We start from the raw sequence: 22,184 nt of genomic DNA on the forward strand, positions 1-22,184 counted from the left end.
CTCATGGGCAACGCCGACCGGGTGGCCACACTGGAGCGGCTGGGTGATTCCGAGACCCTGCCCGCCCTGCCCTACGTCGCTCACGACATCCTTGTGGCCACCAGCCACAACGAGGTCAACATCAGTGATGTCGCCGAAACCCTGGCCCGCGAGCCGGGCCTGGCGGCGCGCATCGTGGCCATCGCCAATTACGCCTTCTTCTCCCGGCGCGAGACCGTCTACTCGCTCGAGCAGGCGATCATGCGCATCGGGCTCAACCGGGTACGCGTGCTCGCCACCTCGCTGCTGCTCAACGAACTCTTCCGGACCGCCCAGTGCCCACACTTCCAGCTGCAGCGCTATTGGCACGAGGCCCTGGGCACCGCCTTCTGTGCCGCCCGCCTCGCCCCCGATGCCGCGCCGCGCGAGAGCCGCGACGCCGCCTATCTGGGCGGCGTCCTGCACAGCATCGGCCTGCTCCTGCTGGTCCACATCTTCCCGCAGACCATGGATGAGATCCTCGCCGAACATGAGGCGGACCCGGAGCGCTCGCTGGCCGGACTGACCTACCAGGCGCTCGGCTGCGACTACGGCGAGGCCGGCGCACTGCTGTTGCGCGAGTGGTCGATCCCCGAGCCGATCGCCGTCGCCACCGAGAACGCCCACCGCGACCGCTACGAGGGCCCCCACGCGGACCTGGTGGCCACCATCCGGTTCGCCAACGAGTGGCTGCAACGGGGCTTCGATCCGGAGCAGTGCGCCGACGCCCCGCCCATCCCGCAGCGCAAACTCGAACGCGTGAGCACCGCCTGCCGCGAGGAGTACGAGGCCCTGGCAGCCTTCGCGCAGCTGCTCAGCGGCGACGACTGACCGCCGCCGCGGGCCCTCCGCCTTCGGCCAGTGACAGGAAGCCGGCGGCCTTGTCCTCCGTCTCCTGCAGCTCGGCCTCGGCGGTGGAGTCCGCTACCACGCCCCCGCCGGCCCAGTAGGTCATGGTCCCGCCGCGACAGGTGGCGGTCCGAATGGCGATGCTGGTGTCCATGCGCCCGTCCAGCCCCAGGTAGCCGATGGCCCCACAGTAAACACCGCGCGGCCCCGGCTCGAGCTCGGCGATGATCTCCATGGCCCGGCGCTTCGGCGCACCGGTGATGGAACCGCCGGGCAGGCAGTCACGCAGTAGATCGGTGGCACACCGCCCCGGCGCCAGGCGCCCGGTCACGGTGCTGACCAGATGGTGCACGCTGGCAAAGCGTTCCGCCCGGCACAGCGAGGGCACCCGCACGCTGCCCACCGCGCACCCCTTGCCCAGGTCGTTGCGCAGCAGGTCCACGATCATCACGTTCTCGGCCCGGTCCTTGGCACTGCCCAACAGATCACGCCGGGCCGCCGCATCCTCAGCCGGATCGGCCGCCCGCGGCCGGGTGCCCTTGATCGGCTCCGTGGTCACTCCCCCATCGCCATCGAGATGCAGGAAACGCTCCGGCGACAGGCTGAGCACATCGCCCCCGGGGAAGCGCAGCCACGCCGCGAACGGTGCCGACGAAGCGGCGCGCAGGGCGAGGTAGGCGGCCCGCGGATCGCCCCGGTAGGGCACCGAGAAGCGGCGGGCCAGATTTACCTGATAACAGTCGCCGGCGTGCAAATACGCCTGCACCCGCCGGAAGGCGGCGGCGTACCCGTCGGCCTCCGGTTCGCGCCGGAGCGCTCCGGCCGTGGACCACGGCTGCACGCTGCCACCCGCCTCCCGGCGCCGCGCCATATCGGCCAACCAGTCCTCATCGAGGCGCCGCCCCACCGCCATGCTGCAGCCGTGATGATGGTCGGTGATCACCGCCTGCTCGTAGATGCCCACCGCCATCTCGGGCATGCCGGGGTCCGGTTCCCCCACCCCCATCAGCCGCCGCCCCAGATCGTAGCCGAAATACCCCACTGCGCCGCCAGTGAACGGCCAGCGGCCATCGACCGGCAGCGGCCCGAGGGCATCGAGCTCGGCGGCCAGGTGCGCCAGCGGATCGCCGCCGCGGCGCTCCACTCGCCCGCCGCGGCGGATGGTGGTCTGCCCGCCGGCGGCGACCAGGGTAACCGTCGGCCGGGCGACGAGGATGTCGTAGCGCGCTCCGGCGCAGCCACCGTGGCCCGAATCGAGCCACGCCGACCACGCCTCGCCGCCAAGCGCGCGCATGGCCGCGGGTCCATCAGCGATGTACGGCAGGGTTCGGATTCGCAGGGGTGCAGACACAGTGATGGTGCTCCGGACAGATCAGATCGTTTAACCTCACAACGACAAAAAAAACCTACGGTCGACGGAGGAGAACCATGAGCGATCAAGGCGCCGCCGCATTCTACGATGCCCGCCCCTGGGAGCGCTGCTACGGCACCCGTCACGGCACCGACCCGACGCTGCAGGAACTGACCACGGTGGCGGACATCGCCCGGCGGCGGGCCGAGCAAACCCCGCGGCTGCCTGCCTACACCGCCTGCCTGGAGAACGGCCTGCATGCCAGCCTGGATTTCGCCACCGTCGACCGCCTGGCCGACTGCTTCGCCGCCTGGCTGATCGCCGAAGCCGGGATCCGCCCCGGCGACCGGGTGGCGCTCCAGATGCCCAACTCCCTCCCCTACCCGATCGCCGTCTTCGGCACTCTGCGCGCCGGCGCGGTGCTGGTGAACATCAACCCGCTCTTCACCCCGCGGGAGATGCAGCACCAGCTGAGCGACAGCGGCGCACGCGTGCTGGTCATCGTCGATCTCTTCGCCGACAAGCTCTCCGGCGCCCTGACCGGAACCGCGGTCGAGGAAGTGGTGCTGACCGGCATCGCCGACCTCTTCCCCTGGCTCAAACGCGGACTGGTCCACGGCGTGCTGCGGGCCAAGCGCGAGATCCCGGCAGCACCGCCGAACGCCCGCCGGCTCGGCGCGGTCCTGAGCCGCGGCGAACACCTGGGCCCGCAGCCCTGGCCCGAGCGCGGCGCCGACGACCTCGCCCTGCTGCAGTACACCGGCGGCACCACCGGGCTACCCAAGGGCGCAGAGCTGCGCAACCGCAACATCCTCGCCAACCTCGGCCAGATCAGCGCCATGGCCGGCGACGCCATCCGCCCGGGGCAGGACGTGGTCCTGACCGCGCTGCCGCTCTACCACATCTTTGCCTTCACCTTTAATCTGCTGACCTTCCACCACTACGGCTGCCGAAACATCCTCTGCCCCTCGCCGCGACCGGTGGACAAGCTGCGCAAGGCCTTCGAACAGTTCCCGGTCAGCAAGTTCTCGGCGGTCAACCTGCTCTTCCACGGCCTGCTGCAGGCGGAGTGGTTCCGCAACAACCCGCCAAGGCACCTGGATTTCGCCATCGCCGGCGGCACCGCCCTGCACCGCAGCACCGCCGAACAGTGGCGGTCGCTCCTTGGCCACACCCCACTCGAAGGCTACGGACTGACCGAGACCAGCCCGGTCCTGGCGGTGAACCCGCCCCACGGCGAGAACCGCCTGGGCAGTGTCGGGGTTCCACTGCCCGGCACGGATGTGCGCATCGTCGACGACAACGACCAGCCCGTCCCCCAGGGCCAGACCGGCGAGATCGTCGGCCGCGGCCCCCAGGTGTTCGAGGGCTACTGGCAACGCCCCGAGGAGAACCGCCTGGCATTGCGCGGAGGATGGTTCCACACCGGTGACATCGGCTACATGGACAGCGACGGCTACATCCACATCGTCGACCGCAAGAAGGACATGATCGACGTCTCCGGCTTCAACGTGTACCCCAATGAGGTCGAGGAGGCCCTCGCCGAGCACCCGGCCGTGGCCGAGGTCGCCGTAGTCGGCGCGCCGCGGGGCGAGGCGGGCGAAACGGTGGTCGCATTCGTGGTCACGCCCGGCGACGAGGAACTCACCGAGCCGGAGCTGATCGACTTCGCCCGGCAGCAGCTGACCAACTACAAGGTACCCCGGCGGGTGATCTTCCGCGACGCCCTACCCAAATCCGCCGTGGGTAAGCTACTGCGCCGCGACTTGCGCGAGGACGCCCGGGCCGTGATCGAGCCGGCCGCGGCGTAAGCGGCTCCTCGGAGCCAACCCGGCGGGCGTGGTATCCTGACGCGCTCGAGCGACCCCCCGACGAGCAAGCCTGTAGAGGATCCATGGCTGGACACAGCAAGTGGGCCAACATCAAGCGCCACAAGTGGGCGCAGGACGCCAAACGGTCCAAGATCTTCACCAAGCACATCCGCGAGATCACCGTCGCGGCGCGCCTTGGCGGGCCCGACCCGGAGATGAACGCGCGGCTGCGGCTGGCCCTGGATCGCGCCTTCGCGGTGAACCTGCCCAAGGACCGCGCCGACGCCGCCATCAAGAAGGGCGCCGGCCTGGAGGAGGCGGAGGCCTACGAGGAGATCCGCTACGAGGGCTACGGCCCCGGCGGCTCGGCGATCATGGTCGACTGCATGACCGACAACCGCAACCGCACCGTCTCCGAGGTTCGCCACGCCTTCAGCAAGCACGGCGGCAAGATGGGCACCGACAACTCGGTCGCCTATCTCTTTCAGGAGCGCGGTGTGCTGATCTTCGCCCCGGGCACGGACAGCGACCAAGTGCTCGAAGTCGCCCTGGAGGCCGGCGCCGATGACCTGGTAGAGAACGACGACGGCTCGCTGGAGGTGCTCACGACCCCGGAGGCCTACCGGGGCGTGCGCGATGCGCTGATCCACGCCGGGCTGGAGCCGGCCCAGGCGGACGTGACCCAGCGCCCGGACCTGACCGTACAGATCGAGGGCGAGAACGCCCGCAGCACCGCCAAGCTGATCGAGCGCCTGGAGGATCTGGACGACGTGCAGCACGTCTACACCAACGCCGACCTGCCGGCGGAGGCCTACGAAGAAGGCTAGGCGATGACCCGCATCCTCGGCATCGACCCCGGCTCGCGGGTCACCGGCTACGGGATCGTCGACGACGGCCGGCCCTGTCGCCTGGTGGCTGAGGGGACGCTGCGCCTGCCCCGGCAGTCTGGACTGGCCGAGCGACTGGGCCGCATCTTCGACGGCCTGGCCGGGCTGATCGCCGAGCACCACCCCGACGAGGTCGCCCTCGAGCAGGTCTTCGTCCACCGCAACGCCGACACCGCGCTCAAGCTCGGGCACGCCCGCGGCGCCGCGCTGACCGCCTGCGTCCACGCCGGACTGCCGGTGGCCGAGTACGCGCCGGCGCGGATCAAGCAGGCCGTCGCAGGCAGCGGCCGCGCCGACAAGGGCCAGGTGGGCTACATGGTCCGGGCGCTGCTGCGTCTGCGCACCAACCCGGCCGAGGACGCCGCCGACGCTCTGGCCGCCGCCCTCTGCCACGCCCATCACCGCAGCGCGCCGCTGGCGCAGGCCGCCTCCGGAGCCCCGCGATGATCGCCCGACTGCGCGGTACCCTGCTCGAGAAGCGCCCCCCCACCCTGGTGGTCGAGGTCAACGGGCTCGGCTACGAGGTCGAGGCACCGCTGTCCACCATCGAGGCCCTCCCCGAGACCGGCCAGGAGGTCATTCTGCATACCCACCTCAGCGTCCGCGAGGACGGGCAGACCCTGTTTGGCTTCCGCGCGCGCGCCGAGCGCGACCTGTTCCGGCGGCTGATCCGGGTCTCCGGGGTGGGGCCCAAGCTGGGCCTGGCCCTGCTCTCCGGTGTCGACGGCGAGGAGCTGGTCCGCTGCGTCCGCGACGACGACCCCAAACGGCTGACTCAGGTACCGGGAATCGGCCGCAAGACCGCCGAGCGACTCATCGTCGAACTGCGCGACCGACTCGAAGGCATCGCCTCCGGCGGCGCCGGCACCGCCACGCAGCAGGCCGACCAGCCCGCAGGCGGGGATGACCCGGTGGGCGAGGCCGTTGAGGGCCTCGTCGCTCTGGGCTACAAACCGCCCGAAGCCTCGCGCATGGCCCGCGGCGCGGCCGAGCCGGGCCTTGGCTGTGAAGCGATCATCCGGCGTGCGCTTCAGCGCGCCGTGCCGCGAGGGGGGTGATCATGAGCGACGAACACGGACCGCCCGAGCGCATCATCGACGCTGCCGGCAACGGCGAAGAGGCGGCGCTGGAGCGCGCCCTGCGCCCGGTGAGCCTGGACGAGTACGTCGGCCAGGCCGGGGTGCGCGAACAGCTGGAGATCTTCATTCACGCCGCCCGGGGGCGCAACGAACCGCTGGACCACACCCTGCTCTTCGGCCCGCCGGGGCTGGGCAAGACCACGCTGGCCAACATCATCGCCACCGAGATGGGCGCCAACCTCCGCCAGAGTTCCGGACCGGTCCTCGACCGCCCCGGTGACCTGGCGGCCATCCTGACCAACCTCGAGCCCGGCGACGTCCTGTTCATCGACGAGATCCACCGGCTCTCCTCGGTGGTCGAGGAGGTGCTCTACCCGGCCATGGAGGATTTCCGGATCGACATCGTCATCGGCGAGGGGCCGGCAGCGCGCTCGATCAAGCTCGACCTGCCGCCATTCACCCTGGTCGGGGCCACCACACGGGCCGGCCTGCTGACCTCGCCGCTGCGCGACCGCTTCGGCATCGTGCAGCGCCTCGCCTATTACCCGGTGGACGAGCTGACGCGCATCGTCGAGCGCTCGGCCGGCCGACTGGGGGTCAGCGCCGAGGCGCACGGCGCCGCTGAGATCGCCCGCCGAGCCCGCGGCACGCCCCGGGTGGCCAACCGCCTGCTGCGCCGGGTGCGCGACTTCGCCGAGGTGCGGGCCGACGGGCGGATTACGCAGCAGGTCGCCGCGGACGCCATGGAGCTGCTCGACGTCGATCGCAACGGCCTCGACGAACAGGACCGGCGCCTGCTCGAGGCGGTGGTCCACAAGTTCGGCGGGGGCCCGGTCGGGCTGGACAACCTCGCCACCGCCATCGGCGAGGAGCGCGGCACCCTGGAGGACGTGGTCGAGCCGTACCTGATCCAGGAGGGCTACCTGATGCGCACCCCGCGCGGCCGGGTGGCTACCGAGCACGCTTACACCCTGCTCGGTGTGCCCGGGCAACCAACCCGCTCCGGCGACCTGTTCGGGTAACTCGCCGGGAGCGCGGACCGGGCGACGACGCCCCGGCACTTGTCATTCCAGTGGAACTTGTTTCTGTAACTAGCTGTCGTTAAATTCGATCCTCCGGCCCTGCCAGCGCGAACGACAACCATGACCGCCGACGTCTCTGTCATCCGTCTCATCCTCGACGCCAGCCTGCTGGTGCAGGCCGTGATGCTGTCGCTGATCCTCGCCTCGATCACCTCGTGGGCGCTGATCCTCTACAAGCGCCTGATCCTCAAGCGCGCCGAGCAGACCGCCATCCGCTTCGAAGAGGAGTTCTGGGCCGGCGGCAACCTGGCCGAGATCTACCGCCGGCTCAGCGACGAGGGCCCCGGCGAGCACGCCGGCATGGAGCGTATCTTCCGCGCCGGCTTTCAGGAGTTCTCGCGCATGCGCAAGCAGAGCGGAGCCCCGCCGGCGGCAGTGGTCGAGGCCGCCCATCGCGCCATGCGCGTATCGGTCAGCCGCGAACTGGACAACGCCGAGCGCCACCTGCAGTTCCTGGCCACGGTCGGCTCGGTCAGCCCGTACGTGGGGCTGTTCGGGACCGTGTGGGGCATCATGAACTCGTTCCGCGCCCTGGCCGGGCAACAGCAGGCGACCCTGGCCACCGTGGCGCCGGGCATCGCCGAGGCCCTGATCGCCACCGCCCTGGGGCTGTTCGCGGCCATTCCGGCGGTCATCGCCTATAACCATTACGCCAACCGCGCCGAGCGGCTCGCCAACCGCTACGAGACCTTCGTCGAGGAGTTCACCAGCATCCTCGAGCGGCATACGCATGCGGCCGGCGCGGCGCCGGCCAGGTAGGAGGGCACGCCTTGGCACGGGTGACACCGACCGGGACACGCCGCAGCCGTCGGCGGCCAATGTCGGAGATCAACGTCGTCCCGTACATCGACGTCATGCTAGTGCTGCTGGTGATCTTCATGGTCACCGCACCGCTGCTCTACCACGGCGTCGACCTGGATCTGCCGCAGGTGAGCAGCTCGCCGCTGGACGAGGACGAAGCGGAGCCACTGATCGTCAGTGTCGACGCCGAAGGCCGGGTCTACCTCAACCTTGCCGACGACCCTGAGGAGCCCCTCTCCCGGGGAGAGCTCCTGGAGCAGGTCGGCGGGATCATGAGCGACGATCCGGAGCGACGCGTGCTACTGCGCGGCGACCAGCAAGTGGCCTACGGCGAGGTCGTGGCCCTGATGGCCGAACTCCAGGCAGCCGGGGTGCCGAGTGTGGGACTGATGAGTCAGCCACCGGACAACGGCCCGGCCCCCGACGCGGGATGAGGCCCTGCCCATGCGCTGGCTGAGAGTGCCAACCCCCAGACTGCCGCGCCGGCTGGCGAGCAGCCCGTCGCGTTTTGTGATCTACTCCACCCTGGGGCATGTGGCGGTATTCACGGTGGTGGGTGCGAACTTCGCAACCTGCACCCGCACCCCCGAAGCCCCCTCGTTCGACGGCCCGGTCATCGAGGCCACCGCGGTGGACAGCGCCGCCGTGGAGGCGGAGATGGAGCGGCGTCAGGAACCGGAGCCAGAACCGGAGCCGGAGCCCGAGCCGGAGCCGGAACCCGAGCCGGAGCCAGAACCGGAGCCGGAGCCGGAGCCGGAGCCAGAGCCGGAGCCCGAGCCGGAACCAGAGCCGGAGCCAGAGCCCGAGCCGGAGCCCGAGCCGGAACCGGAGCCGGAACCGGAACCGGAGCCCGAGCCAGAGCCCGAGCCCGAGCCCGAGCCCGAGCCGGAGCCAGAGCCAGAGCCGGAGCCAGAGCCAGAGCCGAAGCCCGAGCCGGAACCAGAGCCGGAGCCCGAGCCCGAGCCAGAGCCGGAGCCGGAGCCAGAGCCGGAGCCCGAGCCCGAACCGGAGCCGGAACCGGAGCCCGAGCCGGATCCAGCCGAGCAGCGGGCGGAAGAGCAGGAGCGGCTTCGCGAGGAGATCCGCCAGCGCATGGCGGAAGAGCGCGAGGCGCAGCGCCAGCAGGAACTCGAAGCCGAACGCCAGCGCCTGGAAGCGGCCCGCCAGGAGGCCGAGGAGCAACGCCGGCTGCAGGGGCAGCAGCAGCGCTACACCGCGGCGATCGCCGAGGCTGTCGAGCGCAACTGGCGACGCCCCACCGGCACGCCCGAGGGGCTCGAGGCGGTCATCCGGGTGTCGTTCTCGCGAAGCGGCGACGTGCGCCGGGTCGAGGTCGTCAGCGGCAGCGGTGACTCCGGCTTCGACCGTTCCGTCGAGCGCGCCGTCCAGGCCGCCTCGCCGGTGCCTTTCCCCGACGAGGCCGCGCTGCAGGAGCGCATGCAGACCATAACCTTCCGATTCGCACCGGACCGGAGTTAAGCCGTGACGCGACTGAACCGAGTATGGAGCACCGTGTACCTGGCAGCCCTGCTGATGCTGCCCGGGCAGGCCAGCGCCGATGACGTGGTGATCGACATCATCGGCGGCATCGAGGGCGCCACCCCCATCGCCGTCGTGCCGTTCCAGCGCGCCGATGGCGCCGACCCGGAGACCGGGATCGCCCCGATCATCACCGCCAACCTCGCCCGCACCGGCCGCTTCGACGTCCTGCCGGAGGACGACCTGGTGGCCACCCCGGGGCGCATGGAGGACGTGCGCTTCTCCACCTGGCGCGCCCAAGGCGTGGACCATCTGGTGGTCGGCGGCATCGATAATGCCACCGACGGCCGTTACGAGGTGCGCTTCGAACTCCTTGACGCCTTCCAGGGACAGCGGACCGACGGCCGGCGCTACCGCGCCGAAGAGCGCCACCTGCGCACCCTGGCCCACACCATCTCCGACCGCATCTACGAGGCGATCACCGACCGCCCGGGCACCTTCACCAAGCGGATCGCCTACGTCGCAGTCGAGCAGCGCGAGGACGGCGAGGGCCGGCAACATCGACTGGTGGTAGCCGATTCCGACGGACACCGGCCACAGACCATCCTGACCTCCGATGAGCCACTGCTCTCGCCCGCCTGGTCACCGTCGCGGGACCGCCTGGCTTACGTCTCCTTTGAAGGCCGCCGCTCGGAGGTTTTCGTCCAGGAGATCCGCACCGGAGAGCGCGAGCAGGTAGCCAGCTTCCGCGGGATCAACAGCGCCCCGGCCTGGTCACCGGACGGCGACCGGCTGGCGGTCACCCTGTCGCGCGACGGCGCCGCCAACATCTACCTGATCGACCTGGCCAGCGGTGAGGTCCGCCCCGTCACCGACCACTGGGCCATCGACACCGAGGCCACCTGGAGCCCCGACGGCGAGTGGATCTACTTCACCTCCGACCGGGGCGGACGGCCACAGATCTACCGCACCACGCCGGATGGCGGCGAGACGGAACGGGTTACCTATGAGGGGGCGTACAACGCCCGGCCGAGCATCTCACCCGACGGTGAGCGGATGGCCATGGTTCACCGCCACGACGGGCAGTACTATATCGCCCTGCAGGATCTGGAGACCGAGGCGGTGCAGATCATCAGCGACGGGCCGGCCGACGAATCGCCGAGCTTCGCCCCCAACGGTGACCTGGTCATCTACACCGCTGGCGGCACCGAGGGGCAGCGACTGGCCACAGCCTCGGTCATCGGCGGCGCGGTGGCCCCACTGGAGTCCACCGAACGACCGGATACCCGCGTACGCGAACCGGCCTGGTAAACCACCTGCGAGGACGAGACACCATGACCGCCAGAAGCCACCGAAACGTCGCGCTCCGCCCCCTGCGCACCCTGGGGCTGGCAGCCAGCCTGGCCCTGCTGGCCGGCTGCGCCCACTGGATCGAGGACCCGGAGACCGCACCCGGCGAAGAGACCGAACTGGAAACGGAAGACTTCGATCCGACCGAGGCCGAGGCCCTGGAAGACCCGAGCGATGCCGACGAAGAACGCCTGGAGCGGGCACGCGCCGAGGGGCTGGACCCCGACGACCCGCTGGACGCCGCCGTCCTGGATGAGCCCGACAGCCCGCTGGCGACCCGGCGCGTGCACTTCGCCTTCGACTCCAGCGACATCCGCGACGAGGACATACCGGTCCTCGAGGCCCATGCCGAGTTCCTGCGCGAACACCCCGACGAGCGGATGACCATCGAGGGCCATACCGACGAGCGCGGCTCGCGGGAGTACAATCTGGCCCTGGGCGAGCGGCGCGCCGAGGCGGTCGAACGGCTCCTGCGCGCCAACGGGGCCCGCTCGGACCAGCTCGAGGTGGTCAGCTACGGCGAGGAAGACCCGCTGATCGACGAATCCAACGAAGACGCGTGGGCGGAAAACCGCCGCGCGGAGCTGCTCTACGAGCGCTAACGCGGTACACCGGCTATGCGAAAGATCGCCACCATCACCGTACTTCTGGCCTTCGCCGCGCCTGCCGTGGCCGAGGACGTCGAGCAGCGCCTCGACCGCCTCGAGGACCTGCTCGACGGACGCGGACTGGCCGAACTGGTCCGCGACGTCGAGCGCATCAAGCAGGAAAACCGCGAGCTGCGGGGCGATATCGAGAGCCTCGACCGCCAGGTCCGCCGACTCCAGGAACGCCAGCGCGAACACTACGCCGACCTGGACGACCGGCTGCGCGAGCTTCAGGAGCGCGGGCTGGCCCAGGAGCAGGAGCAGGTCCCCATCCCCGACCTCGACGGCCCGGACAGCGAGGCCAGCGAAGAGGACGCCGACGCCGGGGAACTCTACCAGGCGGCCTTCCGCCAGCTCGGCGACGGCCTCTACGAGGACGCCCGCGAAGGCTTTCGTGACGTCCTCGACGCCGACCCGGACAGCGACTACGCCGCCAACGCCGTCTACTGGATCGCCGAGACGTACTACGCCGAGCGCGACTTCGAGGCCGCCGGCGAGCACTTCGAACGGGTGATCGACGACTACGGCGACAGCGACAAGGTGCCGGACGCCCGCCTGAAGCTCGGCTACATCGCCTTCGAGGAGGATCGACTGGAGGACGCCCGCGAGAAGCTCGAGGCGGTGCAGGCAGACCACCCGGATACCACTGCCGCCAACCTGGCTCAGCAGCGGGTCGCGGAGATTCGCCGTCTGATGTCCGACGACGAATAGCCGCCGGGCGCTTCCCTACCGCCGGCGGCTTGGTTAAAATGTGGGCTTCTCGGGGCCGTTAGCTCAGCTGGTAGAGCATCGGACTTTTAATCCGCTGGTCGCAGGTTCGAATCCTGCACGGCCCACCAGTCAAAACAACGCTTTACGGCACTCGCCGCCTAAGCGCCCCGCCCCAGAGTCACAGCAGCGTCCCACCCGCCCGGCTTCCATCACAGCGGGAGGGATGCGCTATGCACCTACAAACAAGAATCCCCGAGCACCGCACCGTCGCGGGTCTCACCTACGGCGCTCACGTTAGCGGCCCTGGCTGGTCTGGCTATTGGGTCACAAGCGGCACCGTGCCCGCGTGGGGCATCGCACGCCAGACGCCCGCCAGCGATGAACTACCGGGCGACGGTGACGACCGTGACGTGCGGGACGCTATCGTGGAGGAACTGGAGCGGTGCCACACCGCCCCAAGTCGAGGCGATACCCCTGAACCGCCACACGGGAGCAAAAACGCAGTTAGCCGCAATGACTATCGCCAGTTTTGCGTGCGGTATAAGCTGAACCCGGACGCCGAAGAGGGCCGGCGCGACTTTGACAGGGCGCGTGAAGCGTTGGCCGCGCTGGAGCGGGCGGCGGCGCGACGTGAGGCGAAGGAAAGCCAACAGGGAGGGGTGGACGATGCGCAGGGATGATGCGTTACCGGAGCCGGGGCACTGCCCCTGTGGACGCCGTGGGACGTGGGAACGGCCGATGTTTGGCCGTGTGGCTGGCTACCCGATGGCATGGGCAACATGCCCGGAGCACCCGGAACAGGCCACCGGGCCAGCCGTAGACCGTGAGGCGGTAGAGCGTCAGAGCAACACGGCTGCCTGACAGAAAAAACGCCGCCGCCGATGCCCCAGGGGAAGAGACAGGCACCGGCGGCGGCTCCCGTGATTTCACGCCGCTGGCTCACGGTGGGCCAGCAGGGGGAGGTGCCGCGCTTTCGAGGCCCGGTGCGCGGCGGACCGGGGCAAGTGTTACAGGTCTTTTGTCATCCGCCCCACCAGGTCACTGCCTGCCAAGCGCCGCAGCATGGCGTCCACTTCGTCGGGGGTTTCGCCAACCTTCGGCTGTGCCGGGGCTTGCTTGCCCAGGGCCTCAGCGGCCTTCGCGGCGCGATTGTGCATCGTGCCGACGCGGCTCCGGGCCTTGCGGGCCTTCGCGGCGGCCTCAAGGCGGTGGTACAGCTCCACAAGCCACGCCTCGGCATCGGCGCCAGCTTCGACCACCGCTTCCATTTCCGCTTTCCGGGCGCGGTAGTCAGCCAGGGCGCTTTCATGCTTCGCCTTGCTGGCGGCCTCGGCAGCCTCGCGCTTTGCTTCGGCTTCCTGGTCCAGCTTGGCGGCGTGATGCTTTAGGGCGTGCCAGTACCACAGCAGCTTGCCGCCGTCGCTGGTGCCATAAAGCCTGTCGATATATTGTTGGTCAGTCTCGCCCCGCTGGCGCGGCACACGGCTGGTGACGCCGTTGACGCCTTCGAACTGCTCACGGATATGGTCAGCCTTGCGCAGCGCCTCATCGCGGGCCAGGCGCCCGTGCTCGCCTTGCAAATCGGCCTCGCTGGGGTGGTGGCCTTTCCATTGGCTCGGCTCCATCGCCAGCAGGTCTACGGTTTCCGTTTCGCTCATCGCTTCGCCCCTCTCGCCTTCGCTTGCGCCATTTCGGTAGTGCTCAACGGATTCGCCATGTACTGCTCTGCCGACTGGTTCGCCCGCTGCTCACACGGCTCACACCGCCGCTTTACGGTTTCAGTGGTGGTAGGCCGTTGGCTCATAGCGTTGACGGCATCGTTTAGCCCGCCTTTCAATTCGCGCGGGTTCGGGTTATTGCGGTTCACTTGGGAAACTCGGTTATTCACAAAAAGCCGCTGCATTTTCATTTCCTCCGGTTGCTTAAAAAACACCTGCACGCTTAGTGCCCTTTTTCCAAATCAAAGCCTGCGCCGCCGCGTTTGCCACGTCATCCGCCCCGGCTCTCGGGTGGTCCACGCTATCAGGCCCATTACTGCGGGCGCGGCGCTCCAGGTTGCAAAGCTGATTTACAAGCCGTTCATTGTCGAGTAAATCCGCTTTTTGCCCTGCAATTCTCGGCAGCAAATCAAGATATAACTCGCTGCGATTTTGCTCTGCCGTGATGTATCGAATCCCCGCGCGGGTGAAAGCCTCTCTAATCCATTCCGCGCCGTATCTATCGCCCTTTACTTCTCTGACACCGTAACGGGCTAAATCTCTCGCGCATTGCGAAACCACGGCTTGCGGTGAAAACGGCGGTTTTACTTCTCGCACCATGTCGAGAACGTCCACGCCGTCATCCGTGGTGTGAGCCACCGCCCAGGTGAAGGAATCATTCGCACCGCCTGAAACATCGACGCCTGCCCGGTACTTAACGCCGCTTTCCTTCGGGCGCTCGGTTACGCCATCCGGCACCACGGCCTCAATCATCGGGCGGGGTAGGAAGCTCGCCACGTCATCACGCCACTCGGCCAGGTACTCAGCGCGGGCGGCGGCCTCATCCTCGGCCAGTGCCTCATCCACCACCGACTGGCTCAGGTTCGGGTTCAGCACGCGGCTTTCCGCCTGCACACTCAGCAGCGGGGCACCCTCTTTGCCGTGGTGCCGCTTCCAGCGCCGGTAAGCCGCTCCGTCCCGCTTGTGCGGCGTGCTAATCATCAGCAGCAGGCCATCCGTGAGACTCAGGGCGGGTTCAGCGGCGCGTAACACTTCGGCATCGGGGGAGGCGCCATCCTGGTGCCAGTGGCACAGCTCATCCGCTACCAGGACCGCGAAACTTCGCCCCCGGATTGTGCGGTGGCTCGCCGTCATCACGGTTATCTCGGTTCCGTTGTTAAGCTCTATTGACTCGCTTAACTCTCGCTCTACTAAGCTGCTAAGTAGCGGTGATTTCTCCAGGCCGCCGCGGATGTACCGAAGGGCCTGGCTGGCCTGCCGCTTGTCGGCTGCGACCATCGCGCCAACGATGCGCTCACCCGGCGAGCCGAACCCCTCCCAATCCCTCAGAGCGGTTTCGTACAGCGTCAGAGCGGCGCTTATGGCCGTTTTCCCTGCCCGCCTACCGCACAGCGCAAGCGCCGCTCTCAGCGCCTCTGTGGGCGGCTCACGGCCTGTCAGCTTGCGAACGGTGGCCCGCTCATCGTCGGACATGGGCAGCGCGTAGAGCGCCTTCACCACCGCCAGCCAGGCATCCCAGGTGCCGTCATGGACGCCGGGCAGCATCGGGGCCAGCAGGGCGTCATCCGTCAGCGCCGTGATGGGGTCAACGCGAGCCGGGGCGGTCATGTCCACGCCTCCACGCGCTCCACCTGGCGGCGGTCCTGCAGGTGGATTTTCAGGTGGGCATCCCGCGCGACCAGAGCGCCAACCTTCACGGGACCGTGCGGCCAATCGTTTTCATGCACCCGGAACAGCGAGCCGTCGAACACAATCACGTCACCCGGACGCAGCACCGCCAGCGAGGTCCACGCCGTGCGCTTGGGGCGCGGGACGCGCGTGGTCTGGGCGTAATCGCGGGCTGCCATCCGGTTCAGGCTCATGTCAGCCGTCCATCCGGGCGCGGTAGCGAGTTTCTTTGATGGGGCCATACAGCTTCCCTAGGGCGGCGCTAATCTTTTCCGCCCAACCCGGCGCCTCGCAGCGGGCGGCCTCAATCAGCGCCGCGCGTAGCTGCTCATCGGCCTGAACCAGCGCCCTATGGACGTTCAGGGCGTGTTCCATCTGTTTCCGTTCCTCATCCATCGCGGGGCTCTCCGTATTGCTGCGCTAGGTACGTCTGCAGGTCAGGCACGTCACGGCTGCGGCGCTTTAGCCCCAGGGCCTTCCAGACGCCCATGAGCGCGTTGATGCTTTGCGTGTGGCTGCCTTCGTCGATTGGCTCGCCACGGGCAAGGGCGGCCTCGCGTTGCTCAATCAGCGCTTCTAGCCACAGCGCACGGCGGCACAGCGAGCGTTCCTGATAGCTCAGAGCCCCAGGCCCGCCCAGGTCAGCCTGGAGCGCGTCAAGCCGCTGCCGAACCGCTTGGGCCAGCTTCGTTCGCCCGTCGAGTTTCTGAATCCAGTCCTGGGCGAATTGTTGGGGCACTTCTCTTAGCTTCTCGCTCATTTCAGGCCGCTATGTTGTGACTGTTTCGGGACGATTTTGCCGCCCGTTGACCATTATTGTCCGCTTTTCAGGGGTTTGTGTGCAATACGCAAGGGATTACATATCCCTTACCAGTTTTCCGACACGTTCCGGGCAAGGGTGGGCGACGGCGCTATCGGGGCGGTTCAGCGGGTGTGACGGCGGGAGGGTACGGCTCGGCGGAGGGGGCGTTTTTGTTCGCGGCGTGAACGATGCCTCCCGGCGCCACTTTTGGCGTCGGGTAGGCAGCAAGGGGGAAAATCCCCCCTTGCCCATAATGTCCCATAGCCGGTCATTTGCACGGCGGCAAGCGCCTCGGCTCGGGGCACTCTCAGGAAACCGGACAAATATGGACGGTTCCCACAATTAGGCGGCCCCGGTGAAACACCGGACCCCCTTTGTGATGGGGGCTTACCGTAGCCCCAGCCGCTGGGTCCAGAACATATGGTCTGGAATGCGGCACTTCGGGTTCCGGTTCCAATCCGCGCTAACGACTAGCCATTGGCCGGGGTACTGCTCTGCCAGCCTTTCGCGCACTCCCTCGGCGTCGTCGCGCTCTTTGTAGAACCCATCCTGCGCCCCGGTTTCTAGGTCGATCACAAGCCACGATTGCCCGTTATTCATTGCCGCGCCTCCTGGTGCCATCCGGCCAAACGATCCCGCACCGCGTCCAGCACTTCCCAATGCTCCGCCCCGGCGTCGTCTTTGATGTTGGCCGCGAGAATGTTCACCGCGTCCTGTGCATGGCCATATGCCCACCGCTCAATGGCCGATCCCGCCCGGACGCGACCGCTGCGCAGTACGCCGTAAAGCTCATCCAACTGGCGGCGGGCGGAACCCACGCGCTCAGCGGCTAGGCTCAACGCTTCAGCCGTGGACCGACCGCCGGGGCGCTCTAGGTACATGAACCGCGCCCTGCTCAAATCGGTATAGATCGACCGCGCGAGCCCTTGCACCCGCTCCCGGTCGGCCATGACCTGCTCAACGTCAACGCCGCTCGCGGGCGTCACCTTCTCTGATCGAAACCGCTTCACCTTACTGCGCATCGCTCTACCTCATCAGTTGCGTTAATGGATTGGTTCTCGCCTATAGCCTCAACCTATGCCCTAGCGCCTTTTGTTGTAAAAGTTGCAGCGGCGCGTCGCGAATCTGCACAAAGGCGCTAGGCGCAAGGCCAGCAAATACAGGAAGTTACGCGCTCCACCGGGGCGGTCTGGAATTAGTTGTATTTCTTGTATGTGCGTACGCGAGTACAGAAGGATGATAGGGACGCTTGTAACCTCCTCCCCTCGCGTACGCGCATACAACTTTTACAACTAATTCGCGAAGCCCCGTATGACGGGGCTTTCACGACGCCGCCCCCCGTGGAGCGGCTACAACTTTTACAACTTTTCCGCCCTCCGCTCTGCCGCCGCGTGCTCAATGGCCCGGCGGCGTTCCTCGCGGGCGGCCTTGATCCGCTCGCCTTCGGTCTGGAACCGCTCATGTACCAGCGGGTTCACGATCCAGTACCCGTCAGAACGGCGGCCCCGGCGCTTCTTGGGTTCCTCGGTTCGGTCCCACCACCATCCAAGCTCGACAAGTAGATCCACGGCGGCCTCGCTATCGCGGGCGTCAGCGCCACGCCAGCCGGTGGCCTGTCGGGTCAAATCGCCACGCTTCACCGTCTTCCACTTGTTGGCGAGAATCGCCTCAGCGGCGGAACGGGCTAGGGTTTGCGCCTCACTGGAGGCGTTGTCCATCACCGCGTAGACGGCTTCTGAATGGCGGTAGAGAACCCGCATCACGTCCAGGGCGTGCCGCATGGTCTCCGCGCCGATCACCTCAGACGGCTCCCGCTCCGCCGCTGCCGCGTGGATGTAATGCAGCGTGAGCGCCACGCGGGCGGCGAAGGCGGGAAACTTGTTGACGTGCTCGCGGAACCGGACGGAATTGGACCGCTCGACAATCGTGCGGATTGCCGTTAGGTATTCCTGGAGGAGCCCCACGGCATCGCGCGACAGGGAGAACTCCGGCGGCCCGTCAACGTGGTTTTGTGCCATGTCTGCGAGCGTATGGAAGACGCGCGAGGCGTTCGCCTGGGCCATTACGTCGTGCTCGGCCAACAGGTCGGGATCGCCTGCAGGGCGCATTTTGTAGAGCATGAACCGCTGCAGGAGTCCATCGCCGCTGCCCTGGCCCTTCTTGAACTGATTGGCCAGGATGTCCGGCTGTATGGCACCGATCACGCCGGCGGCCCAATGCGGGACGATCACCGTCTTCCGCGAGGCTCGGTTGATCGGCTTGTCTTCCCTGCCGCCCCATGCGTCGATCCACGCCGGGCGGTCTTTCGACGCGCTGCCGCTGTTGCTGTAAGCATCCATCCGGCCAAGCCAGCCGGTAAGCTCATCCAACGCCAGCGTTACGCCTTCCGGGTTTTCCGCCACAAGGTCGGACATGCCTTCTACGGTGGTATCGTCCGCGTGGCGTTGCTTCCATGCAGGCCGGGGCGGTTCCTCGCCTTTCTTCGCCTCGGCTGCCCGTTGCGCCCAATCGGCATAGGCCCGCGCGGACTGTCGCGAAACCTCGCTGTAATAGCTCATAGCGGGCGCACCGGCTGCGTTCAGAACGGGGCTTTTCCCGCCGCCGGAATCGTCCACAAGGGCCGCCCAATGGAAAGGCGGTTGCTTCCATTGCCCATTGATGCGAACGCGCACGCGATGATCCAACATGCAGCCCGCATGGACCATCATCGTGAATTGATACGCGCCCGCATCAAAACCGGAGCCAAGGGAAAGCGCGTTGGTATGGCGTTGCCATGATTCCGGCAGAACATGACTAGGAAAGGGCGGCACGGGCGCACTGGAGAAAATATCCGCCGGTTCAGGCCATACGCCGTCATCGTCTGCGGACTCCAGCGCGCGGCGCGTTTCCGCCTCCTGGGCCATGTGGACAAGCGTGCCGAGGGTGTAGCCGCCTTCCCGCTGGCTGAACGATTGCCACTTTTTCACCATCTGCGCCGGGTCATGCTTCGACGCTTTCATGCTCCAGGCTTCCCACAAGGCGAGCCCGGCACTACTGCCGCCCGTTTCGTGGTGAACCGCCATGCCGACCTTCAACCAGTCGTCGTAGTGGCGTTCATCGTTCGGGATTTCATTTAGCAGTTTGGCCACCCGGAGCAAGTCGCCGCCGCCTTGCGGTGCGCCCTGTGTGGCCTTCTCAGCGGCTTTGGGCTTGAACCCGGACGGGTCTATACCCTGCAGCTCAGCGGCGGCGTCTAGCCATTCTGCGGCGTCCTGCAGGCTGATTTCCCGCTCAGGGTTGCCGCCGATAACGCGGCATTGCCGGGGCTCGCCTTTCAGATGCCAGGAGCCGGGCCACCGGAGCGGGTGGACCAAAGGGGCGGCTGATCCATCGCCACCGGTGAGCGCCACGGCTAACCTACGCAGCCGCTTTAGCTCGGCATGTTCCTCCGGCGTGGTGGCCGGTTCGGTCAGACGCCAATGCAGATGCCGTTTCGGCTGAATCTCCCCGGTTGCCGGGTCGATCCATTCGCCGCCGCTGGCCACGTCCTGCGTACTCTCGCCCAAAGCGCGTTGCAGCAGCTCGGCGCCCTTGGCCGGGTCGTTTTCGTCCAAGTCCACCGATAAGGCCACGCCTTGGCAGAGGTTCCCCTCGCTGGCCCCGTGTTCGGTCTTAAACGTCGCCACAGGCGGGCAAAACACGGCGCTGTCGCTCTCATTGGCCACGGCCTCGGCAAGCTCGGCAGCTTGTTCGGCTACCGCGCCCAGGTCGCCAACATGAGGCGAACGCCAGCGCCCAGCAGGCTTGTCGTTACCGTCAAAAGCCCGGAGGCTGATATGCCCCTCCGTGGCGTTGCAGAGCATCGCTTGAACGAAGCGGCGAAGCTCATCACGGTCAGCCTTGAGCCGGGCGCACCCTTCCTGTCCCCTGTCCGGGGCCTCGATAGTCTGTGCAGTCATGGCGCACCCCCTTACCCGTGCTCTGCGACGGGTTCGACGGCGGCCTGCTCAAGCCAGGCGTCCAGGTCGGAGCGCCGGTAAAGGCACTTCCCGCCCGGCTTAACCCATCGGGGGCCGATGCGCTGGCTTCTCCAACGCTCCATCGTGCGACGGGTCACGGACAGGTACTCGGCCGCCTCAAGGGTGGTCATGGGGCGGTCACGGTATGGCGTGCTATCATTACGCATGGTTCAACCTCATCGGTTCCATGCGCACAGCGGCGGCCAGGGAAGGGCGGGGTGTTGACGGTGACTACACTTTCCCTTACCTTATCAATCGGGCGCTGGTACCGCCCGAGCTACAACCGCCGCCGTGCGGCTTGTGGTACAGGAGTTACAAAGCTTCACTAAGTGCGACGCCGGGGTGACGGGTGGTGCCGTTACCCTGGCGTTTTGTCGCACCCAGCTTGCCGCGAATATACCAATCTGCTAATTCCGAAATCAACACCCCTTGTGCGCGATTCTCGCGCGGATTCCCGCCCGTCATTTCTGAACCCCTTGGAAATCAATCACTTTCGCATCATTCTTCACGCCGCCTATTAAGTAAAAAAATCGCTTTTCCCAAGCCTGCAACGCCGCCGCTTTTTCGTTTTCGTAGCGGTGCGCATCATATACCGCAGCGATTCCCTTTCGCGTGTGGCCGATGGTCAATTCCGCTACAACCTCAGCAACGCCAGCGGCGGCCATTCCGGTCCGGGCGGTGCGGCGAAGGTCATGGGGACGCCAGTGGCCCCAGGTCGGGTCATCCTCATTGGCCAGTGGCTCGGCTGCCCGCTTCGCGGCCTTGCTCAAGGCTTGGGCGCTAATTGGCCGCCGTGGAGCGGACGCGAACAGGTACCCCTCATCCCGCGAAAGCTCCCGCGCCCTGGCGATTAGCTCGCGCGCCGTTTCGGTCAGATACACCCGGTGGTCGTCTTCGGTTTTGCCGCGCCGGGAACCTGGAATGGTCCACCACTCGCCGCTGATTTCTGATTCATGCAGCCCCAGAACCTCGCCCGGACGCTGCCCCGTGATTAGAACCAGTTTCAGCGCCAGCGCCGTAAGCGGCTCAATACCAGGCGCGCGCGTCACGCTCCACAGGCCGCGCATTTCACCCTCGGACAGTACGCGGTTGCGGGTTTTGGGCCTCATGGCCGGGTGAACGCGCCCAGGTTTCAATCCGGCGAGGGGGTTGCCTTGGATATACTCACGATCCACCGCTAAATCCATCGCCGCGCGAAGGTATTGCAGGGTGAGCGCCGCTTGCCGCCCGTTCCCCGCTTGCGCTTGCCGTTCCATAATCGGCACTAGGTCGCCACGGCGAACCGTGCTCACGCGGCGGCGCCCAATGGCCGGGCGGACGTGCAAGCGGAAAATATCAGCAGCCCGCCGCGCCGATGAAAGCCCGCCCATGCGCACGCTCAGGTATTCGTCCAGCAGGTCATCCATCGTGGGTTCCGCGCGCTCGCGGCGGCGCTCTTCTAGCAGGTCGGTACCGCCGTCAACCTCGCGGCGCATCTTCGCCGCCTGCTCTCGCGCGGCCTTGAGCGTCCAGATCGGATAATCCCCGATGCTCACCAGGCGGTCCCGACCGTGGTGCAGGTAGCGCAGAACAAAGCCACGCCGCCCGCTGGCGTTGATGCGCAACCCAAACCCCTTGGGGGCCTCGCGGTGGCGGTCGAAAATGATGCGCCGCCCCTTGGCCGGCGGCTCGGCTTCGCGCACCTTCTTGTCGGTTAGCTCCGTCACAGTCACACCCGCTGTGTCATCACGCTTGAGTCACAGCATAAACGCAGGTAGAGTGAGGGTCAATGTCGGAACGCTTCGGAATTACGAGGCCCGGCAGACAAGGGTTTTAGGACAGGCGGGAGGGTGTGACGCGGTTTCTGGGGGTGACTGGAAAGGGACTTTTAATCCGCTGGTCGCAGGTTCGAATCCTGCACGGCCCACCACCTTCTCTCTCCCAAGTCAGCAAC

At 67.3% G+C, this 22,184-nt stretch carries 23 protein-coding genes and 1 tRNA gene; 14 read left to right on the top strand and 10 right to left on the bottom strand.

Annotation, left to right across the window (positions count from 1 at the left end):
• The first annotated feature begins 3 nt into the window (after positions 1 to 3).
• Positions 4 to 849 (top strand): HDOD domain-containing protein, encoded by an 846-nt coding sequence (locus LRG10_RS07965; protein WP_201172968.1) that lies wholly within the window; start codon positions 4 to 6, stop codon positions 847 to 849.
• On the opposite strand, the gene pabB is transcribed toward LRG10_RS07965, so the two are convergent.
• Positions 833 to 2,161 (bottom strand): aminodeoxychorismate synthase component I, encoded by a 1,329-nt coding sequence (pabB, locus tag LRG10_RS07970; protein WP_238635087.1) that lies wholly within the window; start codon positions 2,159 to 2,161, stop codon positions 833 to 835. The two genes, LRG10_RS07965 and pabB, sit on opposite strands and share 17 nt — an antisense overlap.
• 134 nt (positions 2,162 to 2,295) lie before the next feature.
• On the opposite strand from pabB, the gene LRG10_RS07975 reads away from it, so the two are divergent.
• The 13 genes from LRG10_RS07975 (at position 2,296) to LRG10_RS08035 (ending at position 12,745) form a co-directional block, all read left to right on the top strand.
• Complete coding sequence (locus LRG10_RS07975) at positions 2,296 to 4,029, top strand: AMP-binding protein (RefSeq protein ID WP_201172974.1); 1,734 nt, start codon at positions 2,296 to 2,298, stop codon at positions 4,027 to 4,029.
• Between the two features lie 83 nt (positions 4,030 to 4,112).
• Complete coding sequence (locus tag LRG10_RS07980) at positions 4,113 to 4,856, top strand: YebC/PmpR family DNA-binding transcriptional regulator (RefSeq protein WP_238635088.1); 744 nt, start codon at positions 4,113 to 4,115, stop codon at positions 4,854 to 4,856.
• Positions 4,857 to 4,859: 3 nt separating this feature from the next.
• Positions 4,860 to 5,363, top strand: a complete 504-nt coding sequence (gene ruvC, locus LRG10_RS07985; RefSeq protein ID WP_201172980.1) for a crossover junction endodeoxyribonuclease RuvC — start codon at positions 4,860 to 4,862, stop codon at positions 5,361 to 5,363.
• A complete protein-coding gene (gene ruvA / locus LRG10_RS07990) occupies positions 5,360 to 5,974 on the top strand; it encodes a Holliday junction branch migration protein RuvA (RefSeq protein ID WP_201243146.1) in 615 nt (204 codons plus the stop codon). The genes ruvC and ruvA overlap by 4 nt, the downstream gene beginning before the upstream one ends.
• A 2-nt stretch (positions 5,975 to 5,976) precedes the next feature.
• Positions 5,977 to 7,017, top strand: a complete 1,041-nt coding sequence (gene ruvB / locus LRG10_RS07995) for a Holliday junction branch migration DNA helicase RuvB (RefSeq protein ID WP_201172985.1) — start codon at positions 5,977 to 5,979, stop codon at positions 7,015 to 7,017.
• Between the two features lie 120 nt (positions 7,018 to 7,137).
• The gene (tolQ, locus tag LRG10_RS08000) at positions 7,138 to 7,836 is read left to right on the top strand and encodes a protein TolQ (protein ID WP_201172987.1); all 699 of its coding nucleotides are present in this window, start codon (positions 7,138 to 7,140) and stop codon (positions 7,834 to 7,836) included.
• Positions 7,837 to 7,895: 59 nt separating this feature from the next.
• Positions 7,896 to 8,312 carry a protein TolR gene (gene tolR, locus LRG10_RS08005; protein WP_201172989.1) on the top strand — a complete coding sequence of 139 codons (417 nt, stop codon included), beginning with the start codon at positions 7,896 to 7,898 and terminating at the stop codon, positions 8,310 to 8,312.
• Between the two features lie 10 nt (positions 8,313 to 8,322).
• A complete protein-coding gene (locus tag LRG10_RS08010; protein WP_238635089.1) occupies positions 8,323 to 9,357 on the top strand; it encodes a TonB family protein in 1,035 nt (344 codons plus the stop codon).
• 3 nt (positions 9,358 to 9,360) lie between these two features.
• The gene (gene tolB, locus LRG10_RS08015; RefSeq protein WP_201172991.1) at positions 9,361 to 10,668 is read left to right on the top strand and encodes a Tol-Pal system beta propeller repeat protein TolB; all 1,308 of its coding nucleotides are present in this window, start codon (positions 9,361 to 9,363) and stop codon (positions 10,666 to 10,668) included.
• Positions 10,669 to 10,691: 23 nt separating this feature from the next.
• Positions 10,692 to 11,309 (top strand): peptidoglycan-associated lipoprotein Pal, encoded by a 618-nt coding sequence (pal, locus tag LRG10_RS08020; protein ID WP_201172994.1) that lies wholly within the window; start codon positions 10,692 to 10,694, stop codon positions 11,307 to 11,309.
• A 15-nt stretch (positions 11,310 to 11,324) separates the two neighbouring features.
• Positions 11,325 to 12,065 (top strand): tol-pal system protein YbgF, encoded by a 741-nt coding sequence (gene ybgF, locus LRG10_RS08025; RefSeq protein WP_238635090.1) that lies wholly within the window; start codon positions 11,325 to 11,327, stop codon positions 12,063 to 12,065.
• 52 nt (positions 12,066 to 12,117) lie between these two features.
• A tRNA-Lys gene (locus tag LRG10_RS08030) sits at positions 12,118 to 12,193 on the top strand.
• Positions 12,194 to 12,295: 102 nt separating this feature from the next.
• Positions 12,296 to 12,745, top strand: coding sequence for a hypothetical protein (locus LRG10_RS08035; RefSeq protein ID WP_238635091.1), 450 nt, complete (start codon positions 12,296 to 12,298; stop codon positions 12,743 to 12,745).
• A 327-nt stretch (positions 12,746 to 13,072) separates the two neighbouring features.
• Here the strand turns inward: LRG10_RS08035 and LRG10_RS08040 are convergent, their stop codons facing one another.
• The 9 genes from LRG10_RS08040 to LRG10_RS13260 all read right to left on the bottom strand — a co-directional run bounded on the left by LRG10_RS08040 (position 13,073) and on the right by LRG10_RS13260 (position 21,957).
• A complete protein-coding gene (locus tag LRG10_RS08040; RefSeq protein ID WP_238635092.1) occupies positions 13,073 to 13,723 on the bottom strand; it encodes a hypothetical protein in 651 nt (216 codons plus the stop codon).
• A 264-nt stretch (positions 13,724 to 13,987) separates the two neighbouring features.
• Positions 13,988 to 15,391: a terminase large subunit domain-containing protein gene (locus LRG10_RS08045; protein ID WP_238635124.1), complete on the bottom strand. Its 1,404-nt coding sequence runs from the start codon at positions 15,389 to 15,391 to the stop codon at positions 13,988 to 13,990.
• Positions 15,388 to 15,645 carry a hypothetical protein gene (locus LRG10_RS08050; protein ID WP_238635093.1) on the bottom strand — a complete coding sequence of 86 codons (258 nt, stop codon included), beginning with the start codon at positions 15,643 to 15,645 and terminating at the stop codon, positions 15,388 to 15,390. The genes LRG10_RS08045 and LRG10_RS08050 overlap by 4 nt, the downstream gene beginning before the upstream one ends.
• A 1-nt stretch (position 15,646) precedes the next feature.
• The gene (locus tag LRG10_RS08055; protein WP_238635094.1) at positions 15,647 to 15,847 is read right to left on the bottom strand and encodes a hypothetical protein; all 201 of its coding nucleotides are present in this window, start codon (positions 15,845 to 15,847) and stop codon (positions 15,647 to 15,649) included.
• Positions 15,840 to 16,211, bottom strand: coding sequence for a hypothetical protein (locus LRG10_RS08060; RefSeq protein ID WP_238635095.1), 372 nt, complete (start codon positions 16,209 to 16,211; stop codon positions 15,840 to 15,842). The genes LRG10_RS08055 and LRG10_RS08060 overlap by 8 nt, the downstream gene beginning before the upstream one ends.
• A 638-nt stretch (positions 16,212 to 16,849) precedes the next feature.
• Positions 16,850 to 17,275 carry a hypothetical protein gene (locus LRG10_RS08065; RefSeq protein WP_238635096.1) on the bottom strand — a complete coding sequence of 142 codons (426 nt, stop codon included), beginning with the start codon at positions 17,273 to 17,275 and terminating at the stop codon, positions 16,850 to 16,852.
• A gap of 336 nt (positions 17,276 to 17,611) precedes the next feature.
• Positions 17,612 to 20,191: a DUF3987 domain-containing protein gene (locus tag LRG10_RS08070; protein ID WP_238635097.1), complete on the bottom strand. Its 2,580-nt coding sequence runs from the start codon at positions 20,189 to 20,191 to the stop codon at positions 17,612 to 17,614.
• 11 nt (positions 20,192 to 20,202) lie between these two features.
• Positions 20,203 to 20,418: a helix-turn-helix domain-containing protein gene (locus LRG10_RS08075; protein ID WP_238635098.1), complete on the bottom strand. Its 216-nt coding sequence runs from the start codon at positions 20,416 to 20,418 to the stop codon at positions 20,203 to 20,205.
• Between the two features lie 294 nt (positions 20,419 to 20,712).
• Positions 20,713 to 21,957 (bottom strand): site-specific integrase, encoded by a 1,245-nt coding sequence (locus LRG10_RS13260; RefSeq protein ID WP_238635099.1) that lies wholly within the window; start codon positions 21,955 to 21,957, stop codon positions 20,713 to 20,715.
• Positions 21,958 to 22,184: the final 227 nt, after the last annotated feature.

Origin of the sequence: Halorhodospira sp. 9628, assembly GCF_022228075.1 — a bacterium.
GTDB classification, from domain to species: domain Bacteria; phylum Pseudomonadota; class Gammaproteobacteria; order Nitrococcales; family Halorhodospiraceae; genus Halorhodospira; species Halorhodospira halophila_A.